A 14068-nucleotide genomic window follows, 5' to 3' on the forward strand; every position below is an offset into this window, starting at 1 on the left:
TCGAATAAACCCTGCAGCCAACCGAAATGGCCACTCCAGGCGGTGGCTGAATTTCTTGGCGCGGATAGCGAGTTACCAGGCGAGCACGGAACCCGGATCGTCACCGGCGTCTGCCAAGACTCGCGTCAGGTCCGCGCCGGCGATATCTACGCGGCACTGCCAGGCTTCGAGCACCACGGTGGAGAATTCATTGCGGAAGCAGCGAGGAAGGGCGCCGTGGCTGTGGTCAGCGATCGCCCCACCGAAATACTGCCGGCGTTTGTCGTGGAGAACCCCCGAAAGATCCTCGGTCCTTTGGCCGCCTGGTTTTACGGTGACCCCTCCACGTCGCTCGATGTGTACGGCGTTACCGGCACCAACGGCAAGACCAGCACTGCCTTCATGCTCGAAGCTGGTCTCGCCGCGGCTGGATTGAGGACTGGCATCATCAGCGGAATCTGCGTTCGGGGGCCAACCGGCGTATCGGGTTCGGAGCGAACAACACCTGAAGCCTGCACACTGCAACGTACGTTGGCGTCGTTCGTCGACAATCGCGTCGACGCCGTCGCTATGGAAGCGTCGAGTCATGGCCTTGCGCTACACCGAATCAACGGCACGTTTTTCCGGGTTGCTGCCTTCACGAACCTTTCGCGTGATCATCTGGACTTCCACAAAACTATGACGGCATATTTCGAGGCAAAGGCCCAGCTGTTCTTGCCAGAACATTGCGCCAGCGCGGTGATCAGTGTCGACGACCTGTACGGCAAGGCCCTCGCTGAACACATCACGGTTCCCCGATTGACCTTCTCGTCGCGTGGGGCAAACGCCGATGTAACCGCCACTGACATCGAGGCCGACCAAACGGGAACATCTTTTGTCGCACGCCATGGGAGTTGGCGAAGGCGGATTCGCCTACGCCTGCTGGGGTGCCACCAAGTCGACAACGCTCTGACGGCTATTGCGGCTCTTCGTCTAGGTGGAGTCGATGTCGCCGCCGCGCTCGACGGTATCGAAAATCTCGACACCGTCCCGGGGAGATTGGAGAGCGTTGAGGTAGGCCAGGATTTTCTGGCGTTTGTCGACTACGTTCACAACGCAGGTGCGCAGCGTCGCTTGTTTCCCTATCTTCGCTCGTTGTCGAAGGGAAAGATCATTGTCGTCATCGGCGCAACTGGTGGTAGGGACCCTGGCAAACGCGGGCCCCTGGGTCGAACTGCCGGCAGTCTTGCCGACGTTCTTGTCGTCACCGACGAAGGACCATATCGCGATAATGCAGCATGCCTCAGGAATGACGTGGCCACGGGAGCACGCCAAGCGAATCATGCAGAGGTGCTTGTGATTCCGGATCGACGTGATGCTATTCGGACCGCGGTGAGCTTCGCAAAAGCGGGCGACGTAGTAGTCGTCGCCGGACGCGGGAACGACGGCATGATGAACTACGACGGCATGGAGATACGGTTCGACGATCGCCAGGTGCTGGAGCGCGCGTTAACCGAGTCTGCGAAGTAGTCGTCAATTCAGAACAAGAAGGAAAATCAGAACAAGAAGGAAAACGATGCCACGCCGTAGGCCAGGGCCAACCCAGCGAGAATCCATCCGACATACGATCTGATGAACAGCCTGCGTGTGCGATGCCAGCGCGGCGCAGCTCGCAGGAATGCCCCTGCGGCGCCCACCGCAAGAGTCACGGTCGGCAAGAAGACCAAAAGACGCCGATCCTTACGTGAGCAGACCAGCATGTCGGCACCGAAACACTCACCCCGCCGAGAACCCAGCAACACAATTGCCACAACCATCACGATCACAGTCAGGATGATCGAGACTCCGTAAGTTATTGTCCGCCTGCCGATTTCATGGTCGATCCCGACGGCAACACCGGGTTGTTCAGACATCGACCAAACCCTTCACTGTCTTTCACACCGACTTATTCAGTATCGCAGTTTCGTTCACTCTCGGCCCAGTACCTTCGCCATCCTCACCTTTCCCTGATTTCACATCGGTCACAGTTCCTCCCGAGATTGCCACCTGTGCAGCGACGGGCATCTTGTTGAGAATCTAGATTATCTGCATCATACGATACAGATAATTAGCGACAAGGAGTTTAGAGGTTCAGTTCGACCGCGACGACAGCGCAGAAATCGGCGCCAGCACGTCCCCGCTGTTCGAAACCGCGCCGCACCAGCGACCAGTCAACGATCCGAGGAATGGAAGCCTGAAAGTTGCAACGCACCAGCCGGATTCATAGTAAATACCTGGGGCGAGAGACCCGCGGCTACTCGAAGATCACACTTGGTCGTCCGCTGAGTCATTCAACTGCGCGAGCCTCGCCGCAAGAATTGAATTCTCGGCCTCGAGCGAAAGTATCAATCGGACTCCGACCAAGTTGACGCCGTCGTCGATCAGTGCGGTGATGCGGGCTAGTGTCTCCAGATCCGATTCGCTGTATCGGCGGGTTCCACCTCCGGTGCGAGTCGGCGTCAACAACCCTCGCCGCTCGTACAACCTCAACGTTTGCGGCCCCACCCCGGAAAGTTCAGACATCACCGAGATTCCGTAAACGCCACGTAGCGTGCGCGCCTGAGCCTCTGACGTCACTGCATACCTCCTCGGCGTCGTCGGTGACCGCGCAACCCTAACATCCCTGCCATTCAATCTAGTCTCGCAGGCATAGATTTCGTGAGGCAGGCAACGCTCACTGCGAGAGCGCACGCGCGAAGGGCGCCCGAGCACCACGTAGAAAGGAGACAATAGAAACGAGGCAGCCGTCTCCCTCCATCCAGTGTCTGAGCCTGTCCCCCTCACCTGGTTCCGGCACACACTTCGAGACACTTCACCTCTCGAGATCCGGGAAACATCGAGGCGCAAAATGCTGCTGACGACATGAAAGTAGGATCTAGTACCGTTCGATACAGGTAGCAATTGACAGCAGACTCCGAGGTGCAGAAACGATGTCCCGGCCAGATAAAGCCCTGACAGAACCCGCAGCAGTTTTCGCGGCCTTGGCCGAGATTCTCTACTCCGCGACAGACGATGCTGACGTGTACAACGCGATCTGCTCTGCCGCTGTCGAATTGATTCCCGGCTGCGATCACGCCAGTTTGATGCTGCGTCGCGCAAACACCACTGTCACCGTCGCCGCGAGTGATGAGATAGCGACTTTCGCGGATGATCTGGAGCGCGCCACCGGAGAAGGCCCGTGCCTCGACGCTCTCGAGACAGAAACACCACAGATCGAGTCCGATCTTCGAACTCCGAACCAGTGGCCTGAATTTGCGCGGGAAGCTCTCTCGAAAACACCAATTCGTGGAAGCATGGGGTTCCGCTTACTCGTTGACCGACGCAAAATCGGCGCTCTCAACCTCTTCTCCGATACACCCGGAGCATTCTCCGAAGATGTCGCCGACCTGGCCGTAATTCTGGTCTCCTTCGCGTCTGTGGCCGTCACCGCGTTGTCTCGGGGCGAGGATGCCGAATCGCTGCGGCGAGGTCTGACGGGTAGCCGGGAAATCGGCCAAGCCGTCGGTTTGCTGATGGCATTGCACGGGATATCCAGCGACGCCGCATTCCAGATTCTTCAGAAGACTTCACAAAACATGAACGTCAAGGTCGCTGATCTCGCTCGCGACGTCATCGTTCGGCATCGATCTACTCTCGACTGACCGGGGGTTCGCCGACAGGGCATGGTTGTCCGGCCACCGACGACATCCCGTTCGGTCAGCTGGGATAGTATCTGTTTCAGTTCTTCGTCAAGCAGCGGCAACGGACGGTTATTTCCCATGCCGTGCTGCCCTGCATCGGCCACCTCGAACAGGTAGGTCAGTCATTCCTCTCACGTCGAAGTACTCCGAAACATATAACGACGCATTGATCGCACTGGCCGCTGCTACCCAGCGTCCCGCCAATGTCGTCAACCTCGCCGGCGGCTATGCCATCCGTGTGGATCTCGAGTACAACCGCTATGTCCTAGCCACCAACACCCCGCTGGGTCTATCGGACGAAATCTATGGCACTGGACCGTGGCTGGTTCGTATCTTCCAGACTCAAAGCAGTGTTCTCCCAGACGAATTACTCGCCGAAGCCACCGATGAATGGCTTGTCGACGCTTTCGATTCGGTTATAGGCCAGCTCGAAGCCGACGGAAAGAAGATCGTTGCGGACGCGAATTTCGGAGATGTCAGCCATTCCGAAACATCAACCCAGTTGTTGTAGAAACACCGATCGTGCTCGCCCGTCGGCCGCATCCCGCACCTGAACACTCCGTGTTCCAGCAACAATTCGGACATGTCGCCGACGCCTGAGGGGATCGTCAATGCCATGTCGATCTGCTTCAATGAAAATATGTGCAGGTGGCTGGCATATTCAGGTGAACCGCTCCTCGCGCATGACCTGCTGTTCCGGCCACAGCACTCGTTGATCGACCAGAGTCTGCATTCCCGTCTCGGTGCAACAACTACCAACGGCGACGGCTTCGGAATCGGTTGGTACGGAGAGGGCAGCGAGCCTGCCCTCTTCAAGAGCATCGAACCCGCTTGGAACGACTCGAACCTTCGCGAGGTCACCAGCCAACTACGGACGCCACTGCTCTTTGCACACATCCGAGCGTCGACGGGTACTCCGGTGCAGCGCAGCAACTGTCACCCATTTCGGCACGGTAATTGGATGTGGATGCACAACGGTTCCCTGCGCGGATTCCATGAGATCAAGCGCGATTTGGTAACCGCTGTCGATCCATCACTCTTCGCCGACCTGGAAGGGTCCACGGACTCGGAAACATTGTTCTTTCTCGCGCTTACCTTCGGATTGACCGATGATCCGTTCGATGGGGTCGCGAGAGCCGTCGGGTTCGTCGAACAGACCGCCCGCGCGCACCACATCGACAACCCCGTGCAGATGACTGTCGCAACGACGGATGGAACCAACACCTGGATCTTCCGCAACTCGAGCGAAAAACAATCAAGGTCACTGTTCTTCTCCACCGAAATCTCCGTGCTGCGGAAACTCCATCCCGAAGTGGAAGCACTGCACGGTCTGGGTGAGGAAACCCGAATTGTTGTTTCGGAACCACTGCGTGATCTTCCCGGAGCGTGGAACGAGGTGCCCGAATCAGCTGCAGGCGTGATCCGCGAAGGACGGGACGACATGCGAAGCTTTACGCCGATCCCGCCCGGCTAGACACCGCGACGGTACTCGCATCACCGCCGAACGGCTCACTTACGGTTCACTCCCACGGGGCGCGGATCGACATCGCCGTCGGGTGTGGCAACCTCCCAGTACAGCGTGTCTGGCCCGACTGAGATGAGAGTGTCGACCCACTCGGCAACGACGTCGACGATGACGTCTGTGAGTTCCATCCGCGACCATTCCCGCGGCCGGACCGGAACGTCCGGGTCCCAGCCGTCCGTCCCCCAGATCACACCGAACAGTGCCCGCTCGTCGCCGAGCTGCCGGTCTAAAGTGAATGCGTCTGGACCTTCGAATCGCGCCCATACATCGAAAGTGCCGTGTGCGTCCTGGTCGACAAAAACCTCGATGATCACGCCATCGGTTCGCGCCGTCGCCGTATTGCGGATCGCTGTGAGCCGAGCGGCCGCGACCGCCGACGCGGTATCGAGAACAGCTCTCAGTGCGTCCCGGTATTCAGTGGCTTCCACGGGCTGAGGATATCCGCGACGAAGGATCGCGCGCCGCCCGATATTCCTGACCGGCCTCGAGAAGGATAAGCGAGTCAGTGCGGGTCGCGGTTTCGCTCCACGACCCAGGCCGCAACCTGCGCCCGCGAGGTGAACCCCAATTTGGTCAGGATGTGCTCCACATGCCCTTGAGCGGTGCGAGGTGAGATAACCAGGCGGTCGGCGATGGCCTGGTTGGTCAGGCCTTGCGCGATGAGGTCGGCGACTTGACGTTCCCTCTTGGTCAGTCGCGTCGAGGCGGCAGCAGTGTCGGATCCGGAGTCATCAGAAGGATGTTCGTGGAGTGCGTAGGAAATTGCCGCGTCGAACCCGAAACCTCGACCTTTTCGGAAGGCTGCCGCGAATGCTTTTTCGCCGAGCATCTGACGCGCCTTCCGATCGCATTCCTGTTGGTAGAGAAGTAAATTGGAGTGAATTATCGCGGTGCTGCCCATCGAGCGTGCCAACCCCTCCGCCGCTCCCATCAACACAGCGGCCCTCACCCCGTCGCGCCGCCCACACTCGATCCACGCCATCGTCTCGACGCACGCTGTGGCAACGCGAGGGCTGCGCGTTTGCCGCGACAGTTTCAGCGACTGATGGAGCAGCCGCATCGCACGATCGCTATCGCCCTGCCGCCACACTTCAATTCCCAGAGCCCACAGTGAATACGACCGAGCCATCGTCTCTCCGCGCGCTTCCGTGATCGAAATCGCACGCTCGTGGCATTCGATCGCCTGGTCCGTCGAGCCGCGCAGTCCATAGGCCAACCCCAACGGATACAAGGCACCTATCTCGAGTGCGGTTTCCCCGCGCCCGCTGAATCCGGCGACGGCGGTTTCGAGCAACGAGGAGGCCCTCGCAGGGTCACCACTGTAAAGAGCATGCATTCCGTCGGCGAGCGTGACGAGTATGCGCATCTTCGGATCATCTGTGTGAGCGATGAGACGCCGCGCCTCGTCAACGAGCCCCGCACCGGCCGGGAGGTCGCCCTGCACACTCGCCATCAGAGTGGCGAAATAGAGACCCTTGACCCAGTCGAGGGTAGGTGGGCCGCTCTGACTGGCAAGCAACTGGGTGATCCAATGCCGGCATTCGCTGTAGAGGCCCTGCGAACTCCAGAAGAAGGACAAGGCAACAGCAGTCCGTAGTCCGGTGGCGGGATCGTCGACGACGCTGAATTCGAGTGCCTCCCGCACGTTCGACTGCTCCCGCTTCAGGCGGGCGATCCAGTCGAGTTGACGAACGCTGATCCACTCGGCCTCCGAATCGAGCGCCAACCGCTCGCACCAGTCCCGGTGTCTGCGGCGCAGTTGCACAACGTCGCCGGCCTGCTCGAGCTTCTCGTACCCATACTCACGCAACGTCTCGAGCATCCGGAACCGAACTACCGACGCATGCTCTTCCCGGATCAGAATCGACTTGTCCACCAACGACGTCAATGTGTCCAGAAGCTCGCCCAACTCCAGTCCCGCGCCGCACACCAACTCCGCAGCATCAAGTTCGAAACTTCCCGCGAACACCGCCAACCGAGCCCACACCAGTTGCTCACGCGCAGTACATAACTCGAAACTCCAGTCGATACACAACCGCAGCGTCTGCTGCCGCGAGGGCGCACCCCGGCTGCCGCGAGTCAGCAGCGTATATCGATCAGTCAGACGCCCCAGGATCTGCTCGAGCGACATCGCCCGCAACCGCGCCGCCGCCAACTCGATCGGCAACGGCAACCCGTCGAGACTGCGGCAGATCCCCGCCACTGCCTCAATGTTCTCCTCGGTGGGCACAAAACCCGGAACGGCCATCGCCGCACGCTCGAAGAACAACGACACCGCATCGTATTTAGGCAACGACCGGAGCGACGGTTTCCGCTCCGGATCGGGTACGCCCAACGGCGGAACCCGCAACACCGCCTCCCCGCCGATATCGAGAGGTTCGCGGCTGGTGGCCAGAATCCGCAGCGACGGACTGACACGGATCAGGGTCGCGGCTAATTCCGCGACAGCATCGACCAGGTGTTCACAGTTGTCGAGAACCAACAGTAATTCCCGCGGTTCGAGGAACTCGATCAGGATCTCTCGTAGCGGTCGCGCCGACTGGTCCCGCAGGCCCAGCACACCTGCCACTGTCTCGACCAGCAACGACGCGTCACGCAGCTCGCCTAACTCGACGAGCCGCACACCGTCGTCGTACTCCCGTTGCACCGCGGCCGCGAGTCGCAGTGCCAGCCGTGTCTTACCGACACCTCCGATGCCCGTCAACGTCACCAACGGTCCCCCGGCGAGCAGGTTCTTCGCCTCGGTCAGCTCGCGTCGGCGACCGACAAAGCTGGTCAGTTCCAGAGGCAGCTCCCCCGTTGTACTCGGGGTAAAGGCACCTGAACGTCGCGGCCCGCCTTCTGGACTGGGTCGCCGGTCGTTGCCCTGCGTGTCTGGTTCAGCGCGTAGAGGCATCTCGTCGACCGGAAAATCGTGCTGCCGTTGCAGTCTCCGCAGTTCCTCGCCGAACTCTGCGGCGGTCACCTGGCGCGCACCGGGTGTCCGCGACATCGCGCGGGAGATAACCTCAGAGACGTCGTCGGGCATCCCGTGCTCACGCAAATCGGGCATCGCTTGCGTGGTGATCCGCAGAAACTGCGCCACAACCTGCTCTCCGCTGCGCCGTTCGAACGCGGCATGACCGGTGAGAGCGCTGAACAGGACGGCGCCAAGTCCATAGATGTCGGCCGCTGGAGTCGGCGGGTCTCCAGCCAACACTTCCGGCGCCGTGTACGCCGGTGAACCGGTAACGACCCCGGTAGCGGTCTCGAAACCCCCGGTGATGTGCGCGATTCCGAAATCGGCCAACTCCGGTTCGCCGTAATCGGTGAGCAAGATGTTGGCGGGCTTGATGTCCCGGTGCAGGATCCCGAGCTGGTGGGCCGACTCCACCGCTCCCGCCATCTTCACCCCCAGGCGCAACGCCTGATTCAACGACAGTTGACCGTCGCGGCGGATCCGCGCGCCGAGGGAATCCTGCCGGTGATACGGCATCACGATGTACGGGCGGCCACTGTCGGTAGCGCCGACCTGCAAAATGTTGACGATATTCGGGTGTCCGGTCAACCGGCCCATCGCCTGCTGTTCCCGAAAGAAGCGGGCGCGGTTCTCCACGTCGAGATCGAAGGTGAGCACCTTCACCGCAACCGTGCGATCCAGTTCTGCCTGCGTACAGCGGTAGACGACGCCGAAACCACCGTGGCCGATCTCCACTGCATCATCGAAGCCGGCACCTCCCAGCTCCGCGGCCGGCGACGGCGGATAGCGCTGAGTGCCGAGCGAATCACCTTCACCCATCGGACGGTCTACTCACTCCGTCGGGGCGTAGTTGCTGGCCACTGGTCCCGACGGCACGACCAGTGCACTTTCACTTTAGCCCTCACCTCTCGTAGAGGATCGTCATCACTGCCTCAATCTGATTCAATGGAGAGATGTGCAGGTGGATGGCATATTCAGGCGAACCACTACTCGCGCAGAACTTGTTGTTCCGACCGGAACACTCGTTGATCGACCAGAGCCTGCATTCTCATCTCGGTGCCACGACAACCAATGGCGACGGCTTCGGAATCGGCTGGTACGGCGAAGGCAGCGTGCCGGCCGTGTTCAAGAGCATCGAACCCGCGTGGAACGATTCGAACCTCCGTGAGATCGCCAGCCAACTGCGCACACCGCTGTTCTTCGCCCACGTCCGTGCATCCACGGGAACTGCTGTGCAGCGCAGCAACTGTCATCCATTTCGGCACGAGCAGTGGCTGTGGATGCACAACGGCTCCCTGCACGGATTCCAAGCGATCAAACGGGAATTGGTAACCGCCGTCGATCCGTCGCTCTACCCCGATCTGCAAGGGTCTACGGACTCGGAAACGCTGTTCTTCCTCGCACTCACCTTCGGATTGACCGATGATCCGTTCGGCGGTGTCGCGCGGGCGGTGGGTTTTGTCGAGCACACAGCGCGCTCACGGGGAATCGAGAATCCTGTACAAATGACTGTCGCGACGACGGACGGAACGTCCACCTGGATCTTCCGATATTCGAGCGAAAGCCGATCGAGGTCACTCTTCTATTCCACCGAGATGTCCACACTGCGGAAACTACATCCAGATGTGGAAGAACTGAAAGACCTGGGCGAGGAGGCCAGAATCGTTGTTTCCGAGCCTCTCCGCGATCTTCCGGGTGCATGGAACGAGGTGCCGGAATCTGCTGCGGGCGTAATTCGTGCGGGCCGGGACGACATGCGGGAGTTCGAGCCAATCCCACCCGCCTAGCTCGACTTCACCACTCTCGCAGTGAGCCGTTCGCTGAACGTGCGAACACAATCACTCATGCTGCAGAAGATTTCAGCCCCGACCGTTTCGAGAGGTTGGTAGGTGATACAAAAAAATGCGGCTCCGGATTTCTCCGGAACCGCATTTTTGTTCTTCGGTCGGGCTGACAGGATTTGAACCTGCGACCACTTGACCCCCAGTCAAGTGCGCTACCAAGCTGCGCCACAGCCCGTCCGCGCCCTTGTTTCGGGCGCTTGGAAAGATTACATCAGAGACGGGCTGAAGTACCAATCGGCTGGTCAGAGCCGTTTTGGTACCGAATTGGCGGTGAAACTAGCGGCTCTTGCGGTCACGCTTCTCGCGCACTCGAACGGAAACGCGGACGGGGCTGCCGTCGAAGTTGAATTCTTCACGCAAACGCCGCTCGATGAAGCGGCGGTAGCCGGCCTCGAGGAAGCCTGTGGTGAAGAGAACGAACGTCGGCGGACGTGTGCTTGCCTGCGTCGCGAACATGATGCGAGGCAGACGACCACCACGCATCGGCGGCGGCGTCGCTGCCACAACTTCCTTGAGCCAGGTATTCAAGCGACCCGTGGGGATGCGCTTGTCCCAGGACTCCAGAGCCGTGTCGAGCGCCGGCACGAGCTTCGCTACTGCGCGACCGGTGTGGGCGGAGATGTTGACCCGCTGTGCCCATGGAACACGGACCAGATCGCGGTCCACTTCCTTGTCCAGCATGAGTCGACGGTCCTCGTCCACGAGGTCCCACTTGTTGAATGCGATCACCAGTGCGCGACCGGTGTCGGCCACCATGCTCAGAACACGCAGGTCCTGCTCGGTGATCGGCTCGTGTGCGTCGATCAGCAGGATCGCGACCTCAGCGGCCTCGATCGCGCTCTTCGTACGCAGCGACGCGTAGAACTCAGCGCCGCTGGCATGGCTGACGCGCTTACGCAGACCAGCCGTGTCGACGAAACGCCAAGGGCGCCCGCCGAGTTCGACGATCGAGTCGACGGGGTCGACGGTGGTGCCGGCAACGTTGTGCACGACGGACCGCTCGTCACCGGACAGCTTGTTGAGCAAGCTGGACTTTCCGACGTTCGGCTTTCCGACGAGAGCAACTCGACGCGGACCGCCGCCGGGGATGCCTTCACGCGGGGTTTCCGGAAGCTTCTCCAGAACCTCGTCGAGCAGGTCGCCGGTACCGCGGCCGTGCGTCGCACTCACGGAGTACGGCTGACCGAGGCCCAAGGACCAGAGTGCTGCGACCTCGGACTCGGTGCGTCCGTCGTCCACCTTGTTGGCGACGAGGATGACCGGAGTCTTGGAACGACGCAGCACGCGAGCTACAGCTTCGTCCGTCGCGGTAGCGCCGACAACAGCGTCGACGACCAGGAGAATGGCGTCAGCCGTTCCCATGGCCAACTCGGCCTGACGCGCAACGGCCTGCTGAAGGCCCTTTGCGTCGGGCTCCCATCCGCCGGTGTCCTGGACGAGGAAGCGTCGTCCGGCCCAGTTCGCCTCGTACGAGACGCGGTCACGGGTAACACCGGGGATGTCCTCGACTACCGCTTCACGACGGCCGATGATGCGGTTGACGAGCGTCGACTTGCCGACGTTCGGTCGACCGACAACAGCCAAGGTCGGGACGGCAATGTGCGCTTCGCCTTCGCCGTCCGCTTCGAGATCGGCGTAATCCCACTCCGATTCCTCGGACCAGGTTCCGTCGCCGGCAAATTCGGTTACCAGATCGTCGCTCACTGCACTGCTCCAGTTCTGTCGCTGACCACCAACAGCAGCTTGGCGATCACATCTTCAATGCCCAATTCGCTCGTATCCACCAGGATGGAATCCTCGGCAGGGCGCAACGGCGACACTGCCCGAGTCGAATCGAGATGGTCACGGCGCTGCACATCAGCCAGCACCGCTTCGTAATTGTCTTCGCGGCCTTGGCCGACGTTCTGCGTATTGCGCCGTGCCGCACGGGTTTCCGCGGACGCAGTCAAGAAGATCTTGACGTCTGCATCAGGGAGTACGACGGTTCCGATATCGCGTCCTTCGACGACGATCCGCTCTGCGCCTGCCGCCAGCTCACGCTGAGTGGCGACCAGCAGGTCGCGGACCTCGGGAACAGCCGACACTGCGGAGACAGCCTTGGTGACCGCGTCGCCGCGGATCTCCTCACTGACGTCCGCGCCGTCGAGCTGAACCTGCTCGCTGGCGGGGTCGGTACCGATGGACCAGGGCAATGCCGCAACCGCGGCGGTGATCGCCGCAGCGTCATTCAGATCGATTCCCTGACGCAGCACGTGCAGGGTCGCGATCCGGTAGATAGCTCCGGTGTCGAGGTAGCGAGCGCCCAAACGCTGCGCCAACGCACGGGAGACGCTGGATTTGCCGGTTCCGGACGGTCCGTCCATCGCGACTACCAGCGGCATGGACGAATCGGTCACAGGCCGACCGCCTCGTACAGTCCACCGACCTCGCTACGACCGAGGACGCGCTGCGTTCCCGGACGCTGATCGCCGAGAGCGACAACTCCGACGTTGGTGCGAACCAGGCGGACAACGGGGTGACCGACGGCATCGAGGAGGCGACGCACGATGTGCTTACGGCCCTCGTGCAGAACGAGCTTGACGAGCGTCTTGCCCTCGTTGATCTCGAGCACGGTGAACGCATCCACCTTGGCCGGACCGTCGTCGAGGGTGACACCGTCACGCAACTGCTTGCCGGTGCTGCGTTCGACAACGCCGTGAACCGTGGCGAGGTACGTCTTCGGAACCTCGAACGACGGGTGCATCAGGCGGTGAGCCAGATCGCCGTCGTTGGTGAAGAGAAGCAAGCCTTCGGTGTCGGCGTCGAGACGTCCGACGTGGAAGAGCCGCTGACCGGACTGAACGCGCTCGGAGACGATGTCACCGACACACGGACGACCGAGGTCGTCGGACATGGTGCACTGCCATCCACGCGGCTTGTTCATAGCCAAGTAGACGAGGTCCTTCTGTACGACAACACGAACGCCGTCGACGCGGACTACTGCGTTCTCGGGATCAACGCGCAGACCCTGCTCGACCACGATGCGGCCGTCGACCTCGACGCGACCCTGGTCGATCAGTTCTTCGGCTGCACGGCGTGATGCCACGCCGGCCTGAGCCAGCACCTTCTGCAAGCGGACGCCGTCGCCCTTCGGCGGGCCGTCGTGCTTGGTGACCTCGGCGTGCTGATGACGCGCCGGCTTGGCGTTGGACACCAACGGGTTCTGGGAGACGACGCGCTGCGGCTTCTCCGTCTTCGGCTTGCCACGCTTGTTGGTTGCCGCCGGTGTCGGGGCTGCCGGACGCTTGCGCGGAGGTCCGTCGAACTTGGATCCGCGCGGGGCGTTTGCCCACGCAGTGCCGCGAGGAGCCTCGGGGCGTGCGCCGCGCTGATCGTCGCTGCGACGGTCTGCGCCACCGCGCGGTGCGCGACGGGCATCAACGTGGGGTGTACGACGGTCATCGCTGCGGGGGCCACGGCGGTCGTCACTGCGCGGGCCGCGCCGATCATCGTTGTAACCACCACGGCGGTCGTCGGTGCGTGCGGGGCGACGGTCGTCGTTGTACCCACCACGACGGTCATCGCTATGTGCGGGACGACGGTCGTCACTGCGCGGGGGGCGCCGATCGTCACTGCGCGGGGGGCGCCGATCGTCACTGCGCGGGGGGCGCCGATCGTCACTGCGCGGGGGGCGCCGATCGTCACTGCGCGGGGGGCGCCGATCGTCATTGCGCGGGGGGCGCCGATCGTCATTGAATCCACCGCGACGGTCGTCCGTGCGGGGGCGGTCGGATCCGGCATTGCGGTCGTATCCGGAAGTACTGCGGGAAGTGTTGCTGCGTCCACCACGGGGCGCTTCGCTGCGTGCGCCGCGGGGGGCGTCACTGCGTCCACCACGGGGGCTGTCGCTACGACCACCACGGGGTGCATCGCTGCGTGCGCCGCGGGTGTCGCGGGTGTCGCGGGAGTTGTTACGGTCCGGTGTGCCATCTCGGCGAGCGGGATTGTTCACTTTTTTCCTGTCAGTTTTCAGCTGTTTCCCGACTGTGGTCGGGTCTTTTCTTTCTGCTGACGACGGCGGGAT

The 14068-nt window shown here is 61.6% G+C and carries 12 protein-coding genes and 1 tRNA gene; 5 read left to right on the plus strand and 8 right to left on the minus strand.

What is annotated here, in order from left to right; translation table 11 throughout:
* Nucleotides 1-42: 42 nt before the first annotated feature.
* Nucleotides 43-1488 carry a UDP-N-acetylmuramoyl-L-alanyl-D-glutamate--2,6-diaminopimelate ligase gene (locus FFI94_RS16765; RefSeq protein ID WP_260684171.1) on the plus strand — a complete coding sequence of 482 codons (1446 nt, stop codon included), beginning with the start codon at nucleotides 43-45 and terminating at the stop codon, nucleotides 1486-1488.
* A gap of 26 nt (nucleotides 1489-1514) precedes the next feature.
* Here FFI94_RS16765 and FFI94_RS16770 read toward each other — a convergent pair whose 3' ends face one another.
* Together FFI94_RS16770 and FFI94_RS16775 are read right to left on the minus strand one after the other, a co-directional pair.
* Nucleotides 1515-1871 carry a hypothetical protein gene (locus tag FFI94_RS16770; RefSeq protein WP_138868838.1) on the minus strand — a complete coding sequence of 119 codons (357 nt, stop codon included), beginning with the start codon at nucleotides 1869-1871 and terminating at the stop codon, nucleotides 1515-1517.
* A 391-nt stretch (nucleotides 1872-2262) separates the two neighbouring features.
* Nucleotides 2263-2574, minus strand: a complete 312-nt coding sequence (locus FFI94_RS16775; RefSeq protein ID WP_138868839.1) for a MerR family transcriptional regulator — start codon at nucleotides 2572-2574, stop codon at nucleotides 2263-2265.
* A 353-nt stretch (nucleotides 2575-2927) separates the two neighbouring features.
* Here FFI94_RS16775 and FFI94_RS16780 point away from each other — a divergent pair, with 353 nt between their 5' ends.
* From FFI94_RS16780 to FFI94_RS16790, 3 genes are all read left to right on the plus strand, one after another.
* A complete protein-coding gene (locus FFI94_RS16780; protein ID WP_138868840.1) occupies nucleotides 2928-3638 on the plus strand; it encodes a GAF and ANTAR domain-containing protein in 711 nt (236 codons plus the stop codon).
* Between the two features lie 163 nt (nucleotides 3639-3801).
* Entirely contained in the window at nucleotides 3802-4188 is a 387-nt protein-coding gene (locus FFI94_RS16785; RefSeq protein WP_138873231.1) for a hypothetical protein, read from the plus strand.
* 129 nt (nucleotides 4189-4317) lie between these two features.
* A complete protein-coding gene (locus FFI94_RS16790; protein ID WP_185993419.1) occupies nucleotides 4318-5151 on the plus strand; it encodes a class II glutamine amidotransferase in 834 nt (277 codons plus the stop codon).
* 35 nt (nucleotides 5152-5186) lie between these two features.
* Here the strand turns inward: FFI94_RS16790 and FFI94_RS16795 are convergent, their stop codons facing one another.
* On the minus strand, nucleotides 5187-5630 hold the full coding sequence (locus FFI94_RS16795; RefSeq protein ID WP_138868841.1) for a DUF6389 family protein: 444 nt from the start codon (nucleotides 5628-5630) through the stop codon (nucleotides 5187-5189).
* A 74-nt stretch (nucleotides 5631-5704) separates the two neighbouring features.
* Nucleotides 5705-8980 carry a protein kinase domain-containing protein gene (locus tag FFI94_RS16800; RefSeq protein WP_138868842.1) on the minus strand — a complete coding sequence of 1092 codons (3276 nt, stop codon included), beginning with the start codon at nucleotides 8978-8980 and terminating at the stop codon, nucleotides 5705-5707.
* Nucleotides 8981-9126: 146 nt separating this feature from the next.
* On the opposite strand from FFI94_RS16800, the gene FFI94_RS16805 reads away from it, so the two are divergent.
* Nucleotides 9127-9948, plus strand: a complete 822-nt coding sequence (locus FFI94_RS16805) for a class II glutamine amidotransferase (RefSeq protein WP_138868843.1) — start codon at nucleotides 9127-9129, stop codon at nucleotides 9946-9948.
* A 158-nt stretch (nucleotides 9949-10106) separates the two neighbouring features.
* On the opposite strand, the gene FFI94_RS16810 is transcribed toward FFI94_RS16805, so the two are convergent.
* From FFI94_RS16810 to FFI94_RS16825, 4 genes are all read right to left on the minus strand, one after another.
* Nucleotides 10107-10180, minus strand: a tRNA-Pro gene (locus tag FFI94_RS16810).
* 101 nt (nucleotides 10181-10281) lie between these two features.
* Nucleotides 10282-11709: a ribosome biogenesis GTPase Der gene (der, locus tag FFI94_RS16815; RefSeq protein WP_138868844.1), complete on the minus strand. Its 1428-nt coding sequence runs from the start codon at nucleotides 11707-11709 to the stop codon at nucleotides 10282-10284.
* Entirely contained in the window at nucleotides 11706-12386 is a 681-nt protein-coding gene (cmk, locus tag FFI94_RS16820) for a (d)CMP kinase (RefSeq protein WP_185993420.1), read from the minus strand. The genes der and cmk overlap by 4 nt, the downstream gene beginning before the upstream one ends.
* A gap of 11 nt (nucleotides 12387-12397) precedes the next feature.
* Nucleotides 12398-13996: a pseudouridine synthase gene (locus FFI94_RS16825; RefSeq protein WP_138868846.1), complete on the minus strand. Its 1599-nt coding sequence runs from the start codon at nucleotides 13994-13996 to the stop codon at nucleotides 12398-12400.
* Nucleotides 13997-14068 lie beyond the last annotated feature (72 nt).

It is taken from the genome of Rhodococcus sp. KBS0724 (assembly GCF_005938745.2).
Classification (GTDB): domain Bacteria; phylum Actinomycetota; class Actinomycetes; order Mycobacteriales; family Mycobacteriaceae; genus Rhodococcus_F.

Coding starts and splice junctions, on each gene's coding strand:
- FFI94_RS16770 (WP_138868838.1), bottom strand. CDS start 1,871: ATGTCTGAACAACCCGGTGTTGCCGTCGGGATCGACCATGAAATCGGC.
- FFI94_RS16805 (WP_138868843.1), top strand. CDS start 9,127: ATGGCATATTCAGGCGAACCACTACTCGCGCAGAACTTGTTGTTCCGA.
- FFI94_RS16800 (WP_138868842.1), bottom strand. CDS start 8,980: ATGGGTGAAGGTGATTCGCTCGGCACTCAGCGCTATCCGCCGTCGCCG.
- FFI94_RS16780 (WP_138868840.1), top strand. CDS start 2,928: ATGTCCCGGCCAGATAAAGCCCTGACAGAACCCGCAGCAGTTTTCGCG.
- cmk (WP_185993420.1), bottom strand. CDS start 12,386: ATGCCGCTGGTAGTCGCGATGGACGGACCGTCCGGAACCGGCAAATCC.
- FFI94_RS16790 (WP_185993419.1), top strand. CDS start 4,318: ATGTGCAGGTGGCTGGCATATTCAGGTGAACCGCTCCTCGCGCATGAC.